This is a genomic window from Dyella sp. AD56, assembly GCF_002878475.1.
Taxonomy (GTDB): domain Bacteria; phylum Pseudomonadota; class Gammaproteobacteria; order Xanthomonadales; family Rhodanobacteraceae; genus Dyella.
In genome coordinates, this window is record NZ_NRDP01000026.1 from 82,744 (window position 1) to 105,460 (window position 22,717).

At 56.9% G+C, this 22,717-nt stretch carries 16 protein-coding genes; 9 read left to right on the forward strand and 7 right to left on the reverse strand.

Annotated features, from left to right (window positions below; genetic code table 11):
• The first annotated feature begins 1 nt into the window (after position 1).
• Positions 2–952, forward strand: a complete 951-nt coding sequence (locus DyAD56_RS17720) for an ATP-binding protein (protein ID WP_102304110.1) — start codon at positions 2–4, stop codon at positions 950–952.
• Between the two features lie 248 nt (positions 953–1,200).
• Here the strand turns inward: DyAD56_RS17720 and DyAD56_RS17725 are convergent, their stop codons facing one another.
• A complete protein-coding gene (locus DyAD56_RS17725) occupies positions 1,201–1,557 on the reverse strand; it encodes a hypothetical protein (protein ID WP_233202578.1) in 357 nt (118 codons plus the stop codon).
• 116 nt (positions 1,558–1,673) lie between these two features.
• Between DyAD56_RS17725 and DyAD56_RS17730 the strand changes: the two genes are divergently transcribed.
• Entirely contained in the window at positions 1,674–1,991 is a 318-nt protein-coding gene (locus tag DyAD56_RS17730) for a helix-turn-helix transcriptional regulator (protein ID WP_102304112.1), read from the forward strand.
• 64 nt (positions 1,992–2,055) lie between these two features.
• Complete coding sequence (locus DyAD56_RS17735) at positions 2,056–2,781, forward strand: SseB family protein (protein ID WP_102304113.1); 726 nt, start codon at positions 2,056–2,058, stop codon at positions 2,779–2,781.
• A gap of 414 nt (positions 2,782–3,195) precedes the next feature.
• On the opposite strand, the gene DyAD56_RS17740 is transcribed toward DyAD56_RS17735, so the two are convergent.
• From DyAD56_RS17740 to DyAD56_RS17765, 6 genes are all read right to left on the reverse strand, one after another.
• Positions 3,196–5,376: an iron-containing redox enzyme family protein gene (locus tag DyAD56_RS17740; RefSeq protein WP_102304114.1), complete on the reverse strand. Its 2,181-nt coding sequence runs from the start codon at positions 5,374–5,376 to the stop codon at positions 3,196–3,198.
• 224 nt (positions 5,377–5,600) lie between these two features.
• The gene (locus DyAD56_RS17745; RefSeq protein WP_102304116.1) at positions 5,601–6,422 is read right to left on the reverse strand and encodes a methyltransferase; all 822 of its coding nucleotides are present in this window, start codon (positions 6,420–6,422) and stop codon (positions 5,601–5,603) included.
• A 146-nt stretch (positions 6,423–6,568) separates the two neighbouring features.
• The gene (locus tag DyAD56_RS17750; RefSeq protein WP_102304117.1) at positions 6,569–7,852 is read right to left on the reverse strand and encodes a cupin domain-containing protein; all 1,284 of its coding nucleotides are present in this window, start codon (positions 7,850–7,852) and stop codon (positions 6,569–6,571) included.
• 81 nt (positions 7,853–7,933) lie between these two features.
• Complete coding sequence (locus DyAD56_RS17755) at positions 7,934–9,067, reverse strand: glycosyltransferase family 4 protein (RefSeq protein WP_102304119.1); 1,134 nt, start codon at positions 9,065–9,067, stop codon at positions 7,934–7,936.
• Between the two features lie 239 nt (positions 9,068–9,306).
• Entirely contained in the window at positions 9,307–12,585 is a 3,279-nt protein-coding gene (locus DyAD56_RS17760; RefSeq protein ID WP_102304120.1) for a non-ribosomal peptide synthetase, read from the reverse strand.
• Positions 12,586–12,680: 95 nt separating this feature from the next.
• Positions 12,681–13,568: a hypothetical protein gene (locus DyAD56_RS17765; protein WP_102304122.1), complete on the reverse strand. Its 888-nt coding sequence runs from the start codon at positions 13,566–13,568 to the stop codon at positions 12,681–12,683.
• A 352-nt stretch (positions 13,569–13,920) separates the two neighbouring features.
• On the opposite strand from DyAD56_RS17765, the gene DyAD56_RS17770 reads away from it, so the two are divergent.
• The 6 genes from DyAD56_RS17770 to DyAD56_RS17795 all read left to right on the forward strand — a co-directional run.
• Positions 13,921–14,763 carry a 3-hydroxyacyl-CoA dehydrogenase NAD-binding domain-containing protein gene (locus DyAD56_RS17770; RefSeq protein ID WP_102304123.1) on the forward strand — a complete coding sequence of 281 codons (843 nt, stop codon included), beginning with the start codon at positions 13,921–13,923 and terminating at the stop codon, positions 14,761–14,763.
• Between the two features lie 29 nt (positions 14,764–14,792).
• On the forward strand, positions 14,793–15,044 hold the full coding sequence (locus DyAD56_RS17775) for a phosphopantetheine-binding protein (protein ID WP_102304124.1): 252 nt from the start codon (positions 14,793–14,795) through the stop codon (positions 15,042–15,044).
• A 43-nt stretch (positions 15,045–15,087) separates the two neighbouring features.
• Positions 15,088–16,251, forward strand: coding sequence for an acyl-CoA dehydrogenase family protein (locus DyAD56_RS17780; protein ID WP_102304126.1), 1,164 nt, complete (start codon positions 15,088–15,090; stop codon positions 16,249–16,251).
• A 27-nt stretch (positions 16,252–16,278) separates the two neighbouring features.
• Positions 16,279–17,352 carry an HAD-IIIC family phosphatase gene (locus tag DyAD56_RS17785; RefSeq protein ID WP_102304128.1) on the forward strand — a complete coding sequence of 358 codons (1,074 nt, stop codon included), beginning with the start codon at positions 16,279–16,281 and terminating at the stop codon, positions 17,350–17,352.
• Positions 17,353–17,619: 267 nt separating this feature from the next.
• The gene (locus DyAD56_RS17790) at positions 17,620–19,017 is read left to right on the forward strand and encodes an acyltransferase domain-containing protein (RefSeq protein WP_102304130.1); all 1,398 of its coding nucleotides are present in this window, start codon (positions 17,620–17,622) and stop codon (positions 19,015–19,017) included.
• 565 nt (positions 19,018–19,582) lie between these two features.
• Positions 19,583–22,717: condensation domain-containing protein (locus DyAD56_RS17795; RefSeq protein ID WP_146010561.1), on the forward strand; the 3,135-nt coding region annotated here is incomplete at its 3' end.

Sequence of the window (22,717 nt, forward strand, 5' to 3'; positions counted from 1 at the left end):
CATGCATCCGATTGAGGCCAGTAATTATGTGATTCCGACGGCGGCCATGGAGCGATGGTTCAATGCCGTTCGCTCATGGTCGGGTACGAATGTGCTTGGCGGTATCACGCCCGGCAGGCCGCGCCTAGGGAAAAGTTTTGCCATCCGATTCCTTGTCGACCACCATCGGAACTGGTTCCATGGGGACGTGAGTGTCGTGAGCATGGAGGTAGTGCCGCATCGCATGACATCAGAGAAAATGTTCTTTGGTGATGCGCTTCGCACCATGGGTTACCCCACTACGAAAGCTGATCCGGAGGCGCGGCGCAACCTATTTGTCGGTCGCTTAGTCGATGGAGCCAGTCAATCGGCCCGTCGGTCAATCATCGTGATCGTCGACGAAGGACAAAATCTGGACTCGTTTACGCTTAGCTTGCTGTCCGCCGTGCATAACGAACTTGTCCGGAATCATAAAATTACATGTAAGTGGCTCATCGTCGGGCAAGAGGAACTGGGGACTATTCGGCAAACGTTGCTCGCCGAGGGGAAGAGGCAGCTGGTGGCCCGTTTCATGCGGGGAACACTGGAGTTCGGCGGGTTGTGCGCCAAGGACGACTTTGGCTACTGCGTTGCCTGCTACGACATCATGCGGTACCCGGAGAAGCATGGTCCCACCTATACCGAATACTACGCACCCGCCGCAGTAGCAGGGGGCTACTTGATCGAATCGGATGCCCAATTGATTTTGGAGACGTTGCAGGAGCAGGCCGCCGCAAATGGCATTTCCCCTTGCAATGAACTTTCCATGGAGGGATTCATCTCCGTCATGAATCACCTGATGATTCATCAGCTCCCCAAGCTGGGCGTCAATCAGCATCTCGATGTCGCCATGGTGCGCGAGTCCGTTGAGGCGGCTGACTGGATAGGTCTTGAGCAAGAAGCGTTCTTGGCCGACGAAGCGCGCCTATCCTAATCGGGATGCCCTAGGAGCTGGGCACACCCTCGCTGGCGATTCACGCGGAAATCGCCATGGCTTGTCAGGATCTGCACCCTCTATTCGCAGAAAGGAGAGCATCCCCGGCGATCAGCCACCCGCCGTGACAGACGGCGGGAGCTTGATCTGACGGGATGACCTAAGCGCGTCGGAATCGACGTCTATTGATCGCCGATGTGGCACATCTTACTGACTCTGCCCGTGAAGACACGGGCGGGTGCAAGAAATCAGGCCTGATCCGGATTCATTCGACGCCGGCGCCGATCTTTAAAGTTGTCGGCATGTCGATTGATAAATTCCGACATCGCGCCACGGTAACGAAGGGCCTCAGCATTGAGTGAAAGGCCCAGTTCGCGCGTGATCGCCGTCGCATAGAGGACCTGCGCTTCGGTAGGTGGCTTGAGATCCGGGTCCAGACATTCAACCAAGCCGCTGGCAAAGCAGTTGGCTAGTCGCTCCATGAGGCCGCCGGTGGTTCCGGCATGGAGCGCCCGTTCAAACTGCAGTTGCCACGCCTCCAGTGCACTCTCGTCCAATGGGATGGGGATGCAGCCCTCGTCATCGAGTATCAGTTGCAGGGACATGTCGAGAAGCCTTGCTAGTCAGCGGAAACCACTTGCTTCTAATACTACGTAACTCGTAGTATCGCGAGCAAGGCAAAGTTACGAATCTCGTAGGCACTCCCTACAAGGTTCGTGCCATGCCGCGCAAGACCGATATCCAGGCGATCTTTCAGCACCGCCTCAAAGCGGCGCGTGAGCGAAAATCCCTATCGCAGAAGCAGCTTGGCATTCAGGCAGGAATGGACCCGTTTGTGGCCAGTACGCGCATCAATCGCTATGAACTGGGCGTTCACCAGCCCGACCTGGCAACCGTTCAACGCTTGGCCGATGTGTTGGAGGTGCCGACGGCCTACCTCTTCGCGGGCGACGAACGGCTGGCACGCGTGATTTTGGCGTTTGACCAGCTGTCCGCCACGGAGAAGGACCTGCTCCTGAAAAAGCTTGAGGCGCGATAGATAGCGATGAGAGGCTTTGGGTGGCCGGGACTTGCCGCGTTTTGCCGTCCAACGGAGCCCGTCGATGACCACGCAATCGCAGTTGCAGGAGTTGCTGAGAGCTGTTCGGAATAATCCCGTAGCCGAGCCGCAATTCTTTGAGGCCTTGCTGACCGCCACGGTCTATGCTCACGTCCCTGTACATCAAGTACCCGGGCGTATTCGCTTCATACAGTTCAATCGGCCAGACAACGGGCAGACCGTGCTGCCCTTCTTCTCTGACCAGGCAAAGGCTGAGCGTGCCTTGGGTTCGAGCACGCAGGTGAGCGTTATCGCGTTGGATGGTCGTCAAATGTTTGAGCTGACCCAGGGCGCGACACTGATGCTGGACCCCAATGATGATCAGGTGACGTTGTATCCGGAGGAGATCGCTGCCCTATTGACGGGTCAGCCACTCGTGGCGTTCGGGCAAGAGAAGCTTGCCGCGCCTGAAACGGTGGGTGTCCGCGCCCCTACTGTTCCCGTTGATGAGCTTATTGCTGTGATCAGGGCGTTTTGCGAAACTGATTCGGACGTGACGGCTGGCTATATTGTGGAGGTTCTGCGCGGTGACCAGCAGCAGGACGTGTCTCTCTTGGTAGCTCTTGCGGCGCCAAAGCACGTGTCGGAACGCGTTAGCCGAACGAGCATGCAGCGCGTCCGTCCTCACCTCGACGAATTAGCGCTTCCGCTAGTCATGACGGTCATTGAGCCCGAACAGGGGGCGTCGTCGTTCTATCAGCGGGCCATTCAATTCTATGGTCAACCTTGACGACGTAAGGGTGGCCCTGCTCCGATCGCCTATGCATCATCTGGCCTGAAGGTCGCAGCTCAATCGTGGAGTGTCCAGCGCGCACATGGCGCGTGATTCTTGTGGGCTGGCCTGACGAAGACCGGCGGCATCCGTGGACGATTGCGTTAACTACGTTGTCGCTCCAAGACGGGCGTCAGAGTAGGGCGATTAGGGCGCGTTATCGTGGGTAGCGCTAAATATCAGCACCGGCGGTGACGGATGGAAGTGGGCATGTCACGGCGTCATCTGAGAGGGCTGACGCTGAACCTTGTAATGGACAGTTGGTACACGGGGTGATGGCCGTTTTGGTTATATGCAGGTCCGCGACTGCTAGACTCACCTACGGATTCTGAAGTTACGGACGCACCTCGCAACATACCTCACACTTGAGCGTCAGGTCGCTGTCGGTCCAAGACCCGCGGTCGCGATAGTGCCAAGAAGCTCCGCGAGAGCTTCGCGTTCGGCGCGAGTGCCATGCAGGCGAATCTCTTGGAGTCGCCAGAGTCTCCAGATCCGTCGCCACTGCTGATCGATAGCTTCCGGTGTAGCGTAAGCCACTCGTGCCATGAAGGCTTGCACGGCGGCAATTGACCACTTGGTATGCCCGGAAGCGTAGTTATCGATGCTGTTGTGGAGGCGAAAGTACAGCGCAATCCATTGCTTTTTGCTCTTGAGGGCCTTCTTCCAGCTTGTAATGTAGAGTCCGCCAACTCCCGTGGCTTCAATGGCCAAGTTAATGGCCAGAACCTCGGGTAAAAAGCGTTGCGTATTCAGTGAGCAAGCCATCAGAAGCAGTGCAGTAATCGATGTTTCGAATTCGTCATAAAGTTGACGGTCGGCCGCTGAGCGGTCAGCAGGAATTCCTTCCTCGTAGCGCAAGTGGTTGCGCGCAATTACGTTGTGATTCCAGGTTAGTTTTCCATCGCCGAGCTCGGATGCGTATATGCGAAACAACCATCCGTATTCCTCAAGATGAACGCGCTGCACATTGGCAAAGCCTTGCAGCCAGCAGCCATCAAAGATCAATCCTATTCCTGGTTTGTCATCTGTCGCAGGAGCTTTTGAGGTGCCCCTGGCTCTCCGTGACCGGACATTCTTGACATGATTATCCGCAACCAATTCGGCGAGCAGGCGCTCTGAATAGTTTGGATGACTGATGGCATTTAGGCGTTCATCAGTGTCCATTGCAGCAGAAACGGGGTTTAGCGCCATCTCGACGAACGACTTGGCATAGACCCTGACTGGAGGGTATCGGTCCGCATTCGCCATGAAGTAGTACTGTTCACTCAAGGACTGCTCAGCGAAGTTTCCCAGTGCATATCGCCGCAGGCTTTCGGGGTCCTGTGGGTGGGTGTAAACCCCTTCGAGCGGAACAGGGTCTTCGTCGGAGGCGGTGTCATCAGGTGTTCCGATGCGGGCGATCCAGTCGCGGAGGCAGCATTGCTCGGAAGCGCTGAATACTTCAAACATCGGGCCATCAATTGAAATGGAGTGAGTGATCAGGCGGCTTTCGTCTGGCGCACCTGGTTGCACCCATTTGGATGCGGCCAGCCAATCGACAAGCCGCGCATGATCGGATTTTTTTCCGCCGAAAAAGGAGTCAAGTTTGCGACCTTCAGCCATCACGCAACCGTGGTGGCCCGTAGCAAAGCGCGCGTTGCGTTGGACGAGTTCCTGCACGAAATCCCTTGGCCTCATGGGAACGTTGCGCCCAAGCATGGCTTGCTCCCACCTTGAATAGGAGCGATGCGCCGCCAGAAACCCTTTTGCAATGCGCGTGCGCACCTGATGCGTATCGCTTTCCTCCAGAAGCGCGAGTGTCGCCGACCTTGCCAAGGAAGCAAGGAGCGCATCGTCGGGCGTATCTATATACGACAAGTTGGCGCGCTGCTCGCGCAATTCCTCAGCGATCTGTGCGAGCAGGGGGCAGGGGCCGATACTGGCCATCCAAAGATTGAAGCCTATGGTTTCATGACGGAAGGTCGTTGGAAACAAGCCAAGGACGGTGCCAAGTAACGCGTGTTCATATGATATGTCGGCACATGGAGCGCTTTCGTCGTGCTCCCAGCGCACGATACTTGCGGGGGGCACGCCGGTGCTTTGCAGCAGCGAAGCATAGCGCTGAGAGTAAGGTTCACCCTTGCTAGGATCGCTGAATCGGATCATGAGTTGCTTGAGAAGTAGCATCCCAACTTCGTTTTCAACCGCATTCACCCTTACGGCGCCCTGTAACCAGGTGCCGTCCGTCAAACCGGCGGGTGCGAACTCCCTGACGACTCGTGCCGGCCACGCGGCAGCGCACCCCTTCAGTGAGTGAGCCGAAAGTTCAGAGTTGGGCAGGGCTAGCAGGTCATCTACAAATCTCGTTGCCGCCACGTCGGGCGGCGGGCAGTCGGGCTCGACGGCCGCCAGCGCAGCCGAAGCAAAATGGTAAGCGGGCTCGAAGTAGTGGACGTTTTCCTCAGGATCCTGGAGTTGCGTGAAAAGCATCCGCGGAATGCATGGCAAGGGCAGATGGGCTACTCCCGTACCGAAATCGGGCACCAATATCAATGCATCCGTCGCGCTTTCCATACTGGATTTCCGGTCCTTACCAAAAGTGTGTGAAACACCGAAAGATGCTTGCTGTGCAGACGCACGCCTCTTCTTCGATCGACGACATCTTGATGCGTTCGCGACGCTCAGTCCTCACTGTGGAAGCGACTAATCAACAGAATGCGAAAAGAACCTCATCTGACGAAAGCTCGCGCGATTTCGCGCCAGTATCCGCTCAGGCAGTTCCATGATGGTATGGCAAGTCAAACGAGGGTGGGATCATCGATCTCGGGAACCTCGATGGCTAGCTCATCGATCGAAGAAAGCCCCAGCATCTGAAGTAGCTCCGGCCGCAGGGTGTTGTCATTGCAGATGTTGCCTTCGCCGTTGTTGTCGCCTTTCAAGACGAAGATCTGATTTCGATAGAAGTGGACACCGACGATCGTCTTATCGAACTCGTTCGGGCGGTAGCCGGGATGAAATAACTCCTGGTGACTGAGGCAGTCCGCCAGTCGCTTGAAGTAGTTCACCATCGTTCCGCGGTCATACAGATCGAGGCTGCCTCCGTACATCGCCCAACTCGGCGGTTCGATGCCGGGCGCCATATCGCGCCACTTGTCGATGCTTGGAACGTAGGAGAACTGGGTATCTTCGACTACATAGATTCCGTGGCTCTCGTTCAGATATGGAAACAGCAGTTTGAAGCTCTTGATGACATGATCATTACGATGACTTCCATCGTCGATGATGATGTCTGGCCTGCCGATTTGACCGATTACCTGACGCAGGAATTCGGGATCATCCTGGCTGCCCTGGAACGTACGAATGCGGTCCTCATCGTGAGCGCGCTTGTCCGCGATGTCGATACCGAAGATCGATGCATTGGGAAAATAGCGTTTCCAGGTGCGCAACGAGTCGCCACCGGATCGAGGGTCTTCATAGCCTCCGATGCCAATCTCCAGAAGCTTGATAGGCTCGTTACGCATTGCAGCGAAATAACGCTCGTAGCGCGCAGCGTAATCGCGCGCGTTCCATTTCGTGTCCGCGGCCGTGAACAGGTCGCTTAGGTTGTCCTCGGTGCTCATCGACAGATCCTGAATTGTGGATTGGTGAAGGCAGTCCGCCCGGCCAGTAAAATCCCACGCACAACATCAACTGAGCGGCTACCCTTCATTTGATCATGCAGCTCACTCGATGAGAGTGGGCAAAAGGCTGGCTTGACTCAACTCTCCTACAGGCTTCCTGGAGCTACCATCCGCCCATTTATCATGAATGCCCAAAGATCTGCCTGCCGTTCCGCCGGTACCCGATCGAGAAGGTCCGAAACTTTCACTTGTCCCTGTTGCTTGATTTTGGATAGCAGCGCAATGACTTCGTTCGCATAGCTATGGAACGTGAAGGCCAGTCCATTCGCCGAGACGACGGCCAGGTTGCCAATCTGAGCCCACTGAACGCCGTGCCCTGCGTTGACATCGATGCTGACTTCGGGAGTGACGGGTGGGATGTGCAGTTTCTCGAGAGGGCCGAAACCCGCAGAGGTGAGCATGCTCAACGCATGCGAAGTGAATGCGACCTGGGCGGCATGCTCGACATTCAAGTGAGAGCGAAGGTCGTCCCACAAAGTCCCGAAACGTTCCGGCACCTTGGGCGTATAGTGCTCTGCCTTTTCCATGTGCAGGCCACTCAGGTCGAGGGAATCGAGTGCGCGGTGCCCTGAGTTAGGCGGGGCGACCGGGGGAAGCGGCACATACTTCCTGAACACTTCCGCGGCGTCACCCTGATGATAGATGCCCACGCTCAACGACGCATGAAACTTGCCCGAGTCGCTCATGCCAACGTGCCAATAGCCTGGCGGCCAATAGAGCAGGTCGTTTGGTTTGAGCTCAAAAACTTCGGCGTCATTGATGAACTTGTCGGCTTGTTGACTGATATGGGCCATGGATCCGGGAACCAGGCAATCTGTCCGGCCCTCGAAATACGACCTTGGCCAAAAGGCCATTTTTTTTGATCCAATGCTGGATGCCATCAGCACATGGCAGTCGTCCATGTGGATACCAAACGGAGTGCTTCCATAATTTCCCGCGTAGATGCACGAATGGATGCCGCGAACGGGATAACCCACTTGATCGAACAAGTGGTGAAGCAAGGGACTTACTCTTGTACGCATCTGGGGTAGTGCGACATCAACCCTGTCGAGGATGATGGAATACTCCTGCTTTGAAAATGACTTTTCGACCTGTGTTTCATACTGCTGAAAAGTCGCTGTGGTGGGCTCAGGAAAGAAGAGGGGAATTTCATGGGTCGCCGCGAGCCGGCCGTTCACATTTGCCCGTCCATAAGGTTCCGGAAGGCCGTTCGACATCGCGTTGGCGGTGGCGACAAGTGCATTGAAGAAATCGGTTGGCTCAAATACGTTATTTTTCAGAACGCCCTTAAAAATATGCGGACCTTTTCCCCACACCTTGCTGATATCGAGCGCCTGCTGTTCGTCGTTCCTGGTCAATGAATTGCTCACGGGTTCATCCTCTGCTTGCCGGTCATTGATTGATCGTGGATGGTGCACAATTGAGGCGTTACCTGGGACGGTCATGGGATGTCATGCTATGACCGAGCGATAGACACCCAGAAGTGCTGTAGCCGATTTCGTCCAATTCAGATGTGCTGCTTCTTGCGCAGCCGCCTTGGCCTGCGCCAGTGCGCGGTCGGGATCACGCATCAGCTGGATGGTCGCTTCAGTGATCGCATCTATATCCTCGGGATCGACGCGGATAACATTTTCTATCTGTTCGCTCAGGCCCGAATTTCGGGTAAGTACCACAGGAACGCCGGCATGTATGGCCTCAAGTGCTACCAGGCCGAAGGGCTCTGACAGCGAGGGCATTATTAGTACCCGGCTGCGCTGAAGCAGTTGCGATACGGCTTCGCGGTCGATAAACCCTGGAAAAGAAAAGACATCCTTCAACCCCAGCGAGCGTACAAGCGAGCGAATCATCGGCATCAGGTTGCCGTCTCCCGCCATGACAAAGCGGGCATCCGGCATTACTTCATGGATTCGCGAAGCGGCCTCCACGAAGATCTCCGGTCCCTTTTGTTCGGTCATTCGACCGATGAACGAGATGCATCCCTCAGATGGTGTGGGTGACTGCATCTCGATTCGGTCGCCGGCGTTATAGATCACATCGATCTTATCCGCGGCCTGTCCGTAGCGATGGACCAGGCTATTCTTTGTGTACCGGCTTACGGCTACGATCCGGCTGGCGGCGTCCATTCCATCGCGCTCCAGTGCAGTGATAGCCGGATTTGCCGGGTGGTAGCCCGAACGGTCTTGCTCGGTGGAATGGATGTGTACGACGAGTGGCTTTCCAGTCATCCTTTTGACGTGCAGTGCCGCCTCAAAAGTAAGCCAGTCATGTGCATGGATCAGGTCGAATTCGTTGATGCGATCGAAAGAGCGCAGCACTGCTTTGGCATATCGTGAAGCTTTTTGGCCGTGATCTTCATACGCGCTGCTCAGTTGGCCAACCGCGGGCTGTGGTTCCTCGCAGCCGTCTAACTGCAAAACCCCAATGGTTGGCGGATAGTTGGCGAATGGCATAGGTGGAGCTGGCAGCATGAACTGCACGCTTACGCCCCCCACATCGCTGATGCCTCGCAGCAATCCATCGCAGGCCATGCCCAACCCACCTGTGATTGAAGGCGGTAGCTCCCAGCCAAGCATCAATACCTTCATGCGGCACCAACCCTGTATTGCTGAGAGTCCATGAACGGGTCTCCATGACAGTGAGTGTTATCGCTTTGCACCTCGAAGTGAGCGCCGCCCATTTGTGGCGACGTTCACGCGAGTGCACGTATTGTTACGGTATGTACGATCCGGGAAGAATTTTCGAAATGCGTGATTCTCTTGCTCGGTGCTCGCCTGGTGGTTGTTTTCATGCATCGTCTGCATGCCGACGAAGACGACAATGCGGTTCAGGCGCTCAAGGGTGCGGGGCTCGCCGACGCGGTCGCCACGGCTTGGGATGGTCCATGGGCAAGCAGTATGTCCGCGATACATGGGTTTTCGGGATCGGCAAAGGCACTCAGGACGGTGACGAATCCGCCTGTGACCACTTGCTCGATGGTTTGAGGTGAGAATCGGGCTTTGCGGTATTCGCAATCGACATAAAAGCCATCCCGGTATTGCACGACGGTCAAATTAAACTCCATGGAGGCGAAGCCGCCATCAAGGTGTCGTGAAGCGAATGGTTCGAGGTGCTTGTCGCTTTCCGCGCTGATGTAGTTCAGGCAAAACGTGCCCAGTGCTTCCAGGGATATGTCCGTCGAACTAAGTACAGCGGGAAGCAGGCAGACCTTATGCTCGTTTGCCTGCGGTATCTGCTCCACAATCTGGGCGATTGTGTCGTTGACTGTAGTTTCGGCACTGTATTCGACGGCATACAGCGCATCATTGACGAAGCTGCCGCCCGAGTCTTGCCATGCGCCGATAGGGCGTGTCTCCGTAAGCACGGAAACGAGTGTGGCGTTCAATCGGGTCAATCGCTGAAGCAGGACATTGGCTGCGGCGATGGCAAGCGCGCTCAGGGGAACCTTCGCTCGGGCTGCCCTTTCGGCCAACCCATGAAACACCTCGGAATTCACATAAGTGCAGAATCGCGCCATTGGTTTACGCTCATGGAACAAGTTGCCAACGTATTCGTGAGCGTGGCGAGCCAAATGCGCGGTGATGTCAGGGGGCAGGTGCGAGACGCCTTGGGCAATGTATTGGCGGTGGGACGCACTCCACGGCGTGCTGTAGTCCGCAAACCGGTCGGTGTAACGATTCACGCCTATGCGGCGGATCAGGTCGGCCCAGTAGGCCACGTGCCGGCGCCCGCTTTCACCCGCCATTTCAGTGCGTTCCCATTCCGCATACTGGCGGTACGTCGTTGTTGGGTTGGCGATTCCGGACGGACGGCCCTCGATCTTTGCAATGTACTCTCCCACCACCTCTTCGACGAAGCGGCCGAGAAAGGCCTGGTCCATACAGACGTGATCAAAGGTAAAGACAACGGTGTCGTGTGCTGCCGTGCGAATCACCGTCACGTTGAACAACGGTAGCTTGGAAAAATCGAAAGTCTGCGAGCGTATCTGGGTGATCAGAGCACTTACTGCCGCCTCCGGATCTGGCTCGGTGGATAGGTCGATCGGTGTGATCGCCGCAAGTGGATACGATGCATGGACTCGCTGAATCAAGCTATCTTCGATAACGTGAATCGTTGTGCGAAGGGCTTCATGGCGCGCGATAGCAGCGTCAAAAGCCTGCCGCAGAGTTTCTGGATCCACCTTTGGTATATCTACGCGCTGTTGTACGCACAATGATGGGCGCTTCTGCGCCAGCGTGACTTGATTGTAGACCCAGTCGCATCGCTGTTTCTGGGTGGTGATTGTTTCTATCCATTTTGCGCCAGACGCAGGCTTATCCTCCTGCGCGACCTCCGCATGGTCGGACCAGCGTGCCGTTGCTGCAAAGGCGCTAAGTGTCGCCTGGCCGAATAGACTATGCATGTCCGCAACCAGGCCTATTCTGCGCATGCGCTCAATCAATTGCATGGCATGCAACGAATGGCCGCCGAGACCGAAGAAATTGTCGTCGCGGCCTACGCGCTCTACTCGTAAAAGCTGCGACCACAACAATGCGATTGCGGTTTCAGCATCGCCTTGTGGCGGAAGAAATGGTTGACCCGGGAGATCTGCAGACGTCGGTGGGGGCAGGGCGCCGCGATCCACCTTGCCAGCGGCCCCCATGGGGAACGTTGACACAGTTACATAGGCATAGGGCAGCATGTACTCCGGTAGCCGTCTTTCGAGGAATTCGCGCAAAACGCCAGGCGCTGGTGCGGTGTCGGACGGAATGACGTAAGCCACCAGACGGATATCGGCATCATCGAACCGCAACGCCACGATAAGTGACTTGCGAACGGATGGATGAGTGTCCAGGGCTGCAGCGATCTCCCCCAGTTCGATGCGGTGCCCACGGATCTTGACCTGATCGTCGTTGCGCCCAAGGTATTCCAGCATGCCATCCATGCGCCGACGTACCAGGTCGCCGGTTCGATACACCCGGCCAGCGTCCTCGGCAAACGGATTGGTGAGGAAACGCTCTGCGGTCAGCTCCGGTTGGTGCAGGTAGCCGCGCGCCACTCCGGCGCCGCCCAGCCATAGTTCACCCACCACACCCGGCGCTGCCAGCGATCCATCCGTGTCCACAACGTACGCCAGCACGCCCGGTAGCGGCTCGCCCAGGTGAGGAGGGTGTTCGCCTGTGACCTTGGCCAACGTGCTGTTGACCGTGCATTCGGTGGGCCCGTACGCGTTGTAGCAAGCGATCGGTGCGGCGGCCGCACGCTTCCACGCATGCGCGGGAAATGGCTCGCCACCTACCAGGATAACCCGCAGCGCTGGCAAGGGCCGCTCGAAGAGCCCACCCTGGATCAACAACTCCAGCTGCGTTGGCGTGCAGTCGAGTACGGCCACTGCTTCCGTGGCCAGGAAGGCAAGCATCGCCTCAGCATCGGATCGTACCGATGCAGGGACTACACACAACGTGTGTCCCGACCCCAGCTGGGTCAGCGCTTGCAGCGAGGCATCGAAGGAGACACTGGCATTGAGGGCCACACGCGATGCCATCGGTAGCGTGTTGAACACGCATGCATCCATGCCGTGCCATAGATGCATGAGCTGACGATGTTCGACCGCCACGCCCTTGGGCACGCCCGTCGAACCGGAGGTGTAGATGACATACGCCAGATGCTCCGGTCGCAGTGCGACGACTGGGTCGTGCGTGTCCGTGCGCGAGTACGTGTCCGCGACGTCCAGCACCCGTGCACCGTCCACGCCCACCTGTTCGGCGGCCCCATTCGCACTGACCACCACCCTCGGCGCGCTGTCGTCCAGCATCTGTCTTACCCGCTCGCGCGGATAGCTGGGATCCAAGGGAACGTAGGCGCCACCGGCTTTCAAAATGCCCAGCAGACCGATCACCAGCTCCACACCGCGGGGCGCGCACAGGCCCACACAGGTGTCCGGTGTCACGCCGCGCTCGATCAGCGCATGCGCGACCCGATTGGCCGCGTCGTTCAAGGCCGCGTAGCTCAGCGTCGTCTCGCCACTGCGCAGTGCGATCGCTTCCGGTGTCCGCGAGACTTGGGTCTGGAATATTTCGACAAACGACGATTTATGCGTCGAAGGGAGGAAAGACGGCTGACTCATTCCATAGTCCTTGATAAATGTCCGTCACACGGCAGAGAAGCACGACCTTGCCTTGGCTGTGAAGCCGCACTCCCCCCACAAACCATTCTGGCACCTTAATCCATGGATGCGCGGGCACTCTCGCTGCGCCAATAGCTCAATTGCCAATTGGTCCACATGTAGGCCTCGGGGCGTTCGCGAATGCTGGCTTCAACCAAGCGATTGATGCGCGTCGCGTCCGCAAGTTCATCGGCGCCGAGGCCTTCCAGTGGTGGCGCGAAGACCACTTGAAATGCGTTGCCTGTGCGGCGGTGAAAAAAAGGTACCACTTCCACCCCGAGTGCCCGGACAAAGCGGGACAGGGATGTCAGCGTAGGAACAGGAACGCCGAAAAGCGGCGCAATTACTTGCTGCTTGTCGCGATAGGACTGATCCGGAGCAAACCAGATGACCTCGCCCTTGCGCAGGGCAGAGGCGACAGCGAACACATCGCTGCGTTCGAACATCCTTAGTTGCCGTGTGCGTCCCTCAAGTACCGCAGTCTCCAGAATAGGATTGGGGAGTCGGAGGTACATGGCGCCCACGGGAGTGTGGCGATTGAGCAGCGTGACCACTGCGATCATGTCATTGAAGTGCAAACCAAGCAGCAGGACACCCTTGCCGCGGGCCTTGGCTTTCAAAAGATGTTCAAGGCCTTCAATAGAACAAGTGGCTTTGTGCGATTGGCCGAATGTCCACTTCCCTGCCTCGAGGAAACCTAGTACGGTTCCGCACAGACTTTGCCGACCAAGGCGGACACGCTGCTCGTCGGGAAGTTCAGGAAAGCAGATCTCAAGGTTGTCCAGGATCGTTTGGCGTGTAAGGGGGGAAGCAAGCCAATACGCCCGTCCAATGGGTTTGGATAACCAGCGTAACGTATCTAAGGAAAGTCGATTGGCCACTTTCCATATGGCCAATACCAAGTACCCGGTGATCTTGCTGCGGAATGCGATTTTGGTATCCATTGCCCTATATCGGCCGCTAAAGCAGGATGTGTCTTTCAAGGAAAGGAATCACGCGATGTGGGTTGCCTGTTCCGTTTTGTTCGATACGATTTCTCTTTCTCGGGTGCGTGCAAGCATAACGTACCATCCTTCATCCTCAAGTGTGCCGAGTCGCTGCATCAATTTTGTGATGCGTTCGACTACGCAGCTTTGCCGTGCCGATGGCGCCTGTAGCTCGGGATAGCTCGGCCTCTCGGCACCTCTCACACTTTCACTCTGAATCGGAACTGGCGCACGGACAATTGCGTGCCTGGTGTTCACTGTATTGGTCGTTATAGGCAGGCGCTCGACTTCTTGTTATCGGAGGGGGTGAATGGCGACAGTAGGGGTTGTAGGTGCAGGCGTCATGGGGCGTGGACTGGCTCACGATTTGGCCCAGCACGGACATCATGTTTTGCTTATTGACGTGGATAACCAAGCGCTGGCCGACGCCGCGCGTGCCATCCAGCAGAGCTTGCGGGCGCAGATATTGCGACAGGGTGCAGCGAAGGAAGGCACCGATGTAATTATGTCGCGAGTTCAGACATCCACTGATCTCGGAATGCTCGAGGCAGCCGAATTTGTCATTGAAAATGCGACAGAAAAATGGGATGTCAAAAAGTCCATTTATCCTGCGATGGACGAAATTTGCCCTGAGCATACAGTGTTTGCGGCCAATACTTCGGCGATATCGATAACCAGGTTCGGCTCTCTGACGAAGCGGCCAGAGAAGGTGCTTGGCATGCACTTCATGAACCCTGTTCCTATGAAGAAAACCGTGGAGATGATCCGCGGTTTTCACACTTCACAGGATACGATCGATGCAGCAAAACGCCTGTTGGAAGGGCTCGGCAAGAAGGCGGTGATAGTTTCCGATTCTCCCGGATTTGTTTCCAATCGCGTCTTGATGCTGACCATCAACGAAGCAGTATTTCTTGTGCACGATCACGTTGCGTCGCCGGAGGAGGTGGATATGATCTTCCGGGAATGCTTTGGCCACCTCATGGGGCCGCTTGCCACCGCGGATCTAATTGGGTTGGATACAATCTTGTATTCAATTGAAGTCCTCTACGAGAGCTTTAGCGATGATAAGTATCGACCATGCCCGCTACTCAGAAAAATGGTGGATGCGGGGCTTCATGGTCGCAAGAACGGAAGAGGTTTCTTCAGCTACTGAGAGACCCGGCTTATCGACGGAGGGCTGAGGTGAGCGACAACAAGGCGAGAATTCGCGATTTTTTTTCGCGCTTTTTCAGGACGGATGCGCTTGGAGACGGCGATGACATCTTTGCAAGTGGGCAAGTCAATTCACTGCTCGCAGTGCAGCTCATTGCGTGGCTGGAAAGGGATTTTTCCATTGCGATCGGTGACGAGGATCTGCAGTTGAGCAATTTCAGCTCAGTCAATGCAATTGAGGCATTCATTTCGCGAAAACAAGAAACGTCGGCCACGGTATGACTGGTCGGGTGTGTAGATTGGCCTGGTTTTGGGGTAGTCGAGCGTGGTCGGTGATCTTCTGCAGAGACAAGTCGAATTTCGCGAGTTCGCCTCGGAGCGCATTGGTCCGTACGCCGCCGAGCATGATCGAGAACAGCGTCTAGGTTCGCATATCGTCGGCGATCTGGCTGGGCGCGGATACTTGGCGCCTTTCTTGCCCCTGGAACGAGGTGGGCAGGCCATGTCGTGGACCTTGCTCGGTGCGCTGCATGAGGAAATAGGCCGGGTATGTTCGTCGGTGCGTAGCCTTCTAACTGTGCACGCAATGACGGCATTCGCCATTCAGCGTTGGGGGAACAACGAGCAGCGGGAGCGCTGGCTCCTTCCGCTTGCTTGTGGGGAGGTATTGGGTGCACTCGCGCTGAGTGAGCCAAATGCGGGTAGCGACATCACTGGAATTGAAGCGACCGCCGTGCATGTCGATGGCGGATTCGTCGTCAATGGCTGCAAAAAATGGATGACGATTGGCCAGATAGCCGGATTGTTTCTGGTGCTGCTGAAGGGCGAGGGAGGGTCTGTCACTTTGCTGATTGAGCGCGACCGGCCTGGCCTGACCATTGATCCCATTCATGACGTGCTTGGTACGCGCGGCTCGATGCTGGCGACACTGAAATTCCGTGACTGCTTTGTTCCCCGCGAAAATCTTATAGCCAGGCCAGGGTTTGGAAATTCAGTCGCACTTTCTGCTCTTTCGCTGGGCCGCTATTCGGTGGCATGCGGTTCGGTGGGGATCATTCAGGCCTGCATGGATGCCAGCCTGGAATATGCGCGCAAGATCTCGCGTTTCGGGGCAGAGCTCAGAGAGCACCAGCTGATTCAACAGATGGTTGCCGATATGGTGACGGACGCGTCCGCTTCACGCCTTCTGTGTCGCGAGGCTGGGCGCATGCGTGATGAGCAAGACCCTGCCGAGATTCGGCAGACCTTTATCGCCAAGTATCACGCGGCCTCTGCGGCTATGCGTGCTGCCAACAGCGCAGTACAGATCCACGGTGCTAACGGCTGCAGCAGTGAGTATCCCGTGCAGCGTTACATGCGAGACGCCAAGGTAATGGAGATCATCGAAGGCAGCACCCAGATTCAGCAGATTACAATCGCGTTACTCGCGTTTCAGGAGCTCGGGCAAGCCAAGAGTGCACAAGAAACCTTGTCTAAGAAACCGGTTTAGCCTGCCCGCCGCAGCATGGAGTTTGCAATGGGTGATGCATCTTTAGCCAAAATCGAAGAAGACGGGGCGGAGGACTGCGAGCGGCCCGTGAAAGTCGTGGTATGGGACCTGGATGGCACCGTGTGGGATGGGGTGTTGCTCGAGGACTCCTCGGTGTCGTTGCGTCACGGAGTGCTTGATGTAATCAGGGAGCTTGATGGCCGAGGAATTTTGCAGTCCGTGTCCAGCAAGAATGACCATGACTTGGCGATGACGAAGCTTGAGGAGCTTGGGATCGCGGAGTATTTCATCCACCCTCAGATCGGATGGTGGGCCAAGTCAGTGGCGATTGCGGCCATCGCCAGCGGCATTAATGTCGGTATCGATTCGCTGGCTTTTATCGACGACCAGCCATTTGAGCGTGCCGAGGTGGCCTTCAATCATCCCCAAGTGAAGTGTCTCGGTGTGGAAGACATTTCATCGATGCTGAGTATGCCGCAGTTCGTACCGCGCTTCATTACCGAGGATTCCCGAAATCGTCGGCAGATGTACATGAGTGATATCAAGCGAACCCAGCTGGAGACTGAGTTCATGGGTCCCAAAGATGAGTTCTTGGCGACCCTGGGCTTGGAGTTGGTGCTTTCGCGGGCCACGCTGGATGATCTGCAGCGCGCCGAGGAATTGACCCGCCGGACACATCAGCTCAATACGACTGGCTACACCTATGGCTACGACGAGCTAAAAGCGTTCATGGAGTCCGATCAATACGAGCTATGGATTGCGAGCCTGGAGGATCGCAACGGAGCATTCGGAAAGATCGGCTTGTGCCTGATCGAGCAGTCACCGACATACTGGACGATCAAGCTGCTTTTAATGTCGTGCCGGGTGATGTCATACGGGATCGGCACCATCATGATGACGCATGCCGTCGGCATGGCGAGGGAGGCCGGCGTCAAGTTGCGGGCTGAATTCGTCCGCACCGACCGCAATCGGATGATGTTTGTCACCTATCGGTTGGGCAATTTCAATATAGTCCACGAAGAAGGTAGTTCCGTTCTTCTGGAGAACGACTGCAGCGTACGAAACGATTTTCCCTCCTATGTCTCTGTGCGAGTGCTTTGAGTCACGATTTCGCCCTCGCGGCTGTCTTTGATAAGCCAAGAAGTATTTGAAGTCACCGATATCTGCTAAACGAAAGTAGCGAAGACGGTTTGCCGGTCAAGAATTGCTGTACGTAGACGATGATGGCTTTGCTTGCTGGTGGCACCCCTGCTTATTCGATCAATCAGAAGGACGGTCGCATGCGAACGGCTTTGGGCAATGTGCAGGGCGTGACACCGGAAGCGCGTTGCGCAGAAGCGGTCTCGAAGATTTGCTGGGCAGCGTTTGATGGCGGTATTCGACGTGGCTGCTAGTCCGTGGCACTTCTTGCCGCTGTCCGCTGCAACGACGACGTCACTGGCGGAAAAGCGTCTGAATCTTGCAGAAATCTTGGAGGCCGATGCCCTGCTGGATATTGCCGATCTGGCCTATACGATGCAGATTTCAGATCATGGCCTTGACGATCGGTTGGCAGTGTTGGGGTGCAACAACCTTGAATTGGTGAAAGCACTGCGGGATGGCTCGGGCGCTGGGTGGATCAGTGGGTGCGGAAGTACGATGGCTCGCCCAGTAGCGTTCCTATTTCCTGGCGTAGGCGAGCAGTATGTGAATATGGGGAAGGACCTGTATTCCCACGCCCCCGAGTTCCGCGAGGACATGGATTATTGCTTTGATCGGCTTGATCGAGAATTGGAAGCAGATCTGCGCACGGCTATGTTTGTCGAAGGATGGATTGCACCGACCCGCCAACAGGCTTGGTTGCGAGGGGCATCTGCGCCACACGAGCCGGTGAGCGAGCTGAATCGTACGCTTTATGCGCAGCCGGCTATGTTTGTGATTGAGTATTGTCTGGCACGGCAGCTCATGCGCTGGGGTGTTCTTCCGACGGCAGTGTTAGGATACAGCTTAGGTGAACTCGTGGCGGCCACGATTGCGGGTGTAGTGTCCATTGAGGACGCATTGCGCATAGTGGCTGGGCGAGCGAAGTTGATCGATGAGCTTCCGCCCGGAGCCATGCTTGCGATCCCGATGGCCGCCAGTGAAGTCGCGCCACTGCTGGCCGATGAGCTGTCAATAGGAATCAGCAACGGGCCAAAGCTTTGCGTGGTATCAGGTGCGAATGCGGCGATAGCGGAACTAGCGGCAGCATTTGCGGCGATCGGAGTGGCAACCCGGCAATTGTCGACAACGCACGCATTTCACTCGCCCTTCATGAAACCGGCGGCCGACGGGCTGCGATCGTTGTTGAAAACGATCGAATTGAGGCAGCCAAACTTGCGTTGCCTATCCAATGTAACTGGAACCTGGCTGACTGACGCCGAAGCGACCGATCCGGAATATTGGTTACGGCATCTTTGTCAGACAGCAAAATTTGCAGAATGCCTGGATACACTGCTGGATTCTGAGGAAGACTGGGCAATGGCTGAAGTCGGGCCTGGTCAAAGTCTGGCGGCCCTGGTGCGGCAGCGCGCGGCGCTCTTGCCTGGTGATCGCGGCCAACTTGTCGTGCCGACCATGCGGTCACTATACGATTGCGAAGATGATCGGCTCGTGCTGATGCTGGTATTGGCGCGACTTTGGGTGGCGGGCTCCGATCCGGATTGGGCGAAATTCCACGCTGGTGCGTGCCGTCAGCGGGTGTCGTCGCTTGCCGAGCTGGGAATAGTTGAAGATCAGTTGTCGTGATCTAGAGTTATCCGCAGGTTAATGTGTTACCCGCCGCAAAAAAACGCGCAGACGGATACGGTGCTGAAAGCGTGACGGGAAGTTGCTTGCTTTGAACCCATGGCACCAGCGATTTGATGTGCCGTTGTGAATATATTGGGGCGTCCTATTCGTTCCAGGGAGAGGCACGCCTTGGCCAAATGATTCGTTAGATGTGTTCGCCGTTAATTCATCCAATGATCCTTGGCTGTGATTGTTTGGTGATCTCGCTCGATAAACCGATGGCCCGCCCCGGTGACTGCTTTCCTGGCGTGCCAGCCTGGTGGAAATTCGTTCTGCGATAGATGTCGGAATGTGCCGCAGGACAAGAAATCGAGCCGAGTAATCGCTATGGTTTGATTCTTCTGTGTCGCTTAGTTCAGTTGCGCTAAGTCGAAAGAAAAAGTGGCTTGGATTTGTATTGCGGGTCGATGGGCCTTAGTTATACTCACGAAGCAGCGGCGGCCAAAGGGAGAGGGCGGTGATCCGGATTGGAGATCAGGGCTGTCGGAGTTTCTCGTTGGCGCAAGTGCTTCACGCTCGGGCAATGGACTTGCAGCAGCGCGACCGGATCGCTTTTAGATTTCTCGATGAAGGCAAAAATGCCGACGTCAGTCTGGATTATAAAAGCCTGAATCTGGCGGCGGCGCGCATGGCCGCGGTACTGAGACAATCGACGGTCGCGGGTGATCGCGTATTGTTGATGTTGCCTCCTTCAATGGACTACATCGTCTCGTTCTTGGCATGCATGCGAGCGGGAGTGATTGCTGTACCGGCATACCCTCCCGTCAACCGCCGAACCAGGCCGCGTCTTCAGGCTATTCTTGAAGATTGCAGACCAGCAGCATGCGTGGCACAAGCTGATATGCGAGGTCGCTACGCGAGTGCGCTCGGGTCGATTGCCGAAGAAATCGCCTGGATTGATATCGATGTGGTCGGCGGCAGCGATGACGTCGCCATCGATGAACCTTTCTCGCCACCCGCTGACTCGCCCGCGGTTCTTCAGTACACATCAGGCTCTACATCTACGCCTAAAGGCGTGATTGTTTCTCATGGCAACCTGATGGCCAACTGCGCTGCGGCGATCGACCGTTATTCGATGTCTGAAAGCGATGTCGTCGTTTCGTGGTTGCCACCCTTTCACGACATGGGTCTAGTTGGGGCGATTGCCTATCCCATTTACGCTGGCGCCAGCTGCGTACAGTTTTCTCCATCGTCCTTCATGCAGCGTCCGGATAGGTGGCTGGAGGCGCTCTCAGAGTATCGTGGCACGCTGACGGTTGCGCCAAATTTCGCTTATCAACTCATGGCGGAACGTGCGCGTGAATCAGTTCCGGATAGCGTACGGCTTGATAGCGTACGAATAGCGGTGAACGGTGCAGAACGGATACGACCTGAAACGTTGCGGCGCTTTGCGGCAGCGTACGCCGATCAAGGCTTTAAAGCTGAAGCGTTGACTCCCGCGTACGGTTTGGCGGAAGCCACACTGCTGGTTGCCGCACGCGTATCCAAGCCTGGCGATGGACTGCAGACTTTAGCGTTGGATCGCGTTGCCATTGCCGAGGGACGAGTTCTTGAAGGGGGTGACAATCCCATCGAGATCGCGAGCGTGGGGTCGCCGGTCGCCGCCGATATCTGCATCGTGGCGGCAAACGAGAGTGGGCAAGTGGGGCCGGGGCAGATCGGGGAAATTCTCGTCTCGGGTCCTTCGGTGACGCTAGGCTATTGGGCACACGATTCACTTACTCGCGAAAGCTACATCATGCTCGATGGGCGCCGGTGGCTTCGCACCGGTGACCTCGGATTCCTATACGGCGGCGAACTGTACGTTACGGGGCGCCTGAAGGAGTTGATAGTCCTGGGTGGACGCAACCTGTATCCACAAGACGTCGAACAGACGGTTGTATCAGTGGATAGGGCATTTAGTCAGGATGGCTGTGCAGTTTTTTCTTGTGACGAAGCTGACTCCAGCGCTCTCGCCATAGTGCTGGAGATACCCGGGGCAGCCCTGGCGGATGTGGATACGCTGGTTGCGCGAATTCGCGTGGCGGTGGCTGATGCGCACGACATCTATGATCTGGCGAGCATTACGCTGATACGTTCCGGTCATCTTCCGCGCACATCCAGCGGCAAGATCCAGCGGCGACGTTGTCGGGAGTTGCTCAGTTCAGGGGCGTTCGCCGCGTTATGGCAATGGCGGTCGGACGAGGCGGACAGCGTTGCGCTAGTAGGAAGTGATGCTGAGGATGACGATAACGCGGTGCGGCTGGAAATAGCCGTGCTCGTGTCGGAGGTGTTGGGAATAGATCCGCCAGATCACGATCAAGATCTGTTTCGGCTGGGCTGCGATTCAGTTCGTTTGGCGATGTTAAAGGCCAGACTGGAGAGCGCGTATGGTGTGGAATGCGCTTCGGCGGAGTTGTTCGCCTCTGCGACTGTTGCCGGGTTGGCTCGTATCGTGCTGTCTGCAAATCGACGAGAAGCCGACTGTCTGTACAGCGAGGATCGTACGCAGCCCTTGCCCTTGTCGTGGTCACAGCAACGGCTATGGTTCCTGGATCGGCTGGACGCGTCAGCGAGTGCGGCCTACCACATCGCAGCCGGCGTACGGTTGCGGGGTCAGTTAGAAGAGGCAGTGCTACAGCGGACGCTTGATCGCATCGTGGAGCGGCACGAAGCGCTGCGCACGCGATTTGAAGAGACCTCGGCCGGTCCGGTGCAAGTCGTGCTGGAACCGTCACCCATTGCGCTGATGCGGCAGGATCTGTCCGGTGTAGCAGCCAGCGAGCGCGATGCAGCACTGGAGGCAACGTGTGCGCAGTTCGCGTCATCGGCGTTCGATCTGGCGGCGCAGCCGCCCGTGCGAGCCTTGCTGGTGCGTCTGGTCGCGGATGAACACGTGCTGGTGCTGGTGCAGCACCACATCGTGTCCGATGGCTGGTCACTGGGCGTGCTGGTGCGTGAGCTGGGTGCCCTGTACGCGGCCTATGTCCAAGGTCAGCCGGACCCGTTGCCGACACTGCCGGTGCAGTACGCCGACTATGCCGCCTGGCAGCGCAGTCGTCTGTCCGAGGAGACCGCCGACGCTCAGATAGCGGCGTGGTGCAGCCACCTGCGTGATGCTCCCGCACTGCTGGATCTACCGACCGATCGGCCGCGGCACGCGATACAAAGCTATCGCGGTGGCCGGTTTCCGGTGCAGTGGGATGGGGAGCTGGTGGCACGGCTGCGGGCATTGGCGCAAACGCACGGTGTCACGCTGTACATGACGCTGCTGGCTGGCTGGAGTGCATTGTTGTCGCGCTTGAGCGGGCAGGGCGACGTGGTCATCGGTACGCCCGTGGCCAATCGGCCGCGTGTGGAGCTGGAAGGGCTGATCGGGTTTTTCGTCAACACGCTGGCGTTGCGGATGCGCACGCCCGACGAGATGACGGTGTCGTCGCTGCTTGCCCAAGCGAAAGCGGTGGTGCTGGAAAACTACGAGCGGCAGGAAGTGCCGTTCGAGCGTGTGGTGGAGGCCCTGCATCCGGCCCGGAGCCTGAGTCATAGCCCGGTGTTCCAGAGTCTGCTGAGCTTGGACAACACGCCGGAGCGGCCGTTGGTCTTGCCGGATCTGGACGTAGAGAGCTACGTCGTGGCGCACGGAGCGACGCAGTTCGACCTGACCTTGACGCTGCGCGAG

Bases quoted from the DNA above. Each gene is read 5' to 3' on its own strand.
- DyAD56_RS17790 (WP_102304130.1), top strand. From the start codon at position 17,620: ATGGCGGTATTCGACGTGGCTGCTAGTCCGTGGCACTTCTTGCCGCTG.
- DyAD56_RS17760 (WP_102304120.1), bottom strand. From the start codon at position 12,585: ATGAGTCAGCCGTCTTTCCTCCCTTCGACGCATAAATCGTCGTTTGTC.
- DyAD56_RS17755 (WP_102304119.1), bottom strand. From the start codon at position 9,067: ATGAAGGTATTGATGCTTGGCTGGGAGCTACCGCCTTCAATCACAGGT.
- DyAD56_RS17745 (WP_102304116.1), bottom strand. From the start codon at position 6,422: ATGAGCACCGAGGACAACCTAAGCGACCTGTTCACGGCCGCGGACACG.
- DyAD56_RS17770 (WP_102304123.1), top strand. From the start codon at position 13,921: ATGGCGACAGTAGGGGTTGTAGGTGCAGGCGTCATGGGGCGTGGACTG.
- DyAD56_RS17735 (WP_102304113.1), top strand. From the start codon at position 2,056: ATGACCACGCAATCGCAGTTGCAGGAGTTGCTGAGAGCTGTTCGGAAT.
- DyAD56_RS17730 (WP_102304112.1), top strand. From the start codon at position 1,674: ATGCCGCGCAAGACCGATATCCAGGCGATCTTTCAGCACCGCCTCAAA.
- DyAD56_RS17725 (WP_233202578.1), bottom strand. From the start codon at position 1,557: ATGTCCCTGCAACTGATACTCGATGACGAGGGCTGCATCCCCATCCCA.
- DyAD56_RS17740 (WP_102304114.1), bottom strand. From the start codon at position 5,376: ATGGAAAGCGCGACGGATGCATTGATATTGGTGCCCGATTTCGGTACG.
- DyAD56_RS17765 (WP_102304122.1), bottom strand. From the start codon at position 13,568: ATGGATACCAAAATCGCATTCCGCAGCAAGATCACCGGGTACTTGGTA.
- DyAD56_RS17785 (WP_102304128.1), top strand. From the start codon at position 16,279: ATGGGTGATGCATCTTTAGCCAAAATCGAAGAAGACGGGGCGGAGGAC.
- DyAD56_RS17720 (WP_102304110.1), top strand. From the start codon at position 2: ATGCATCCGATTGAGGCCAGTAATTATGTGATTCCGACGGCGGCCATG.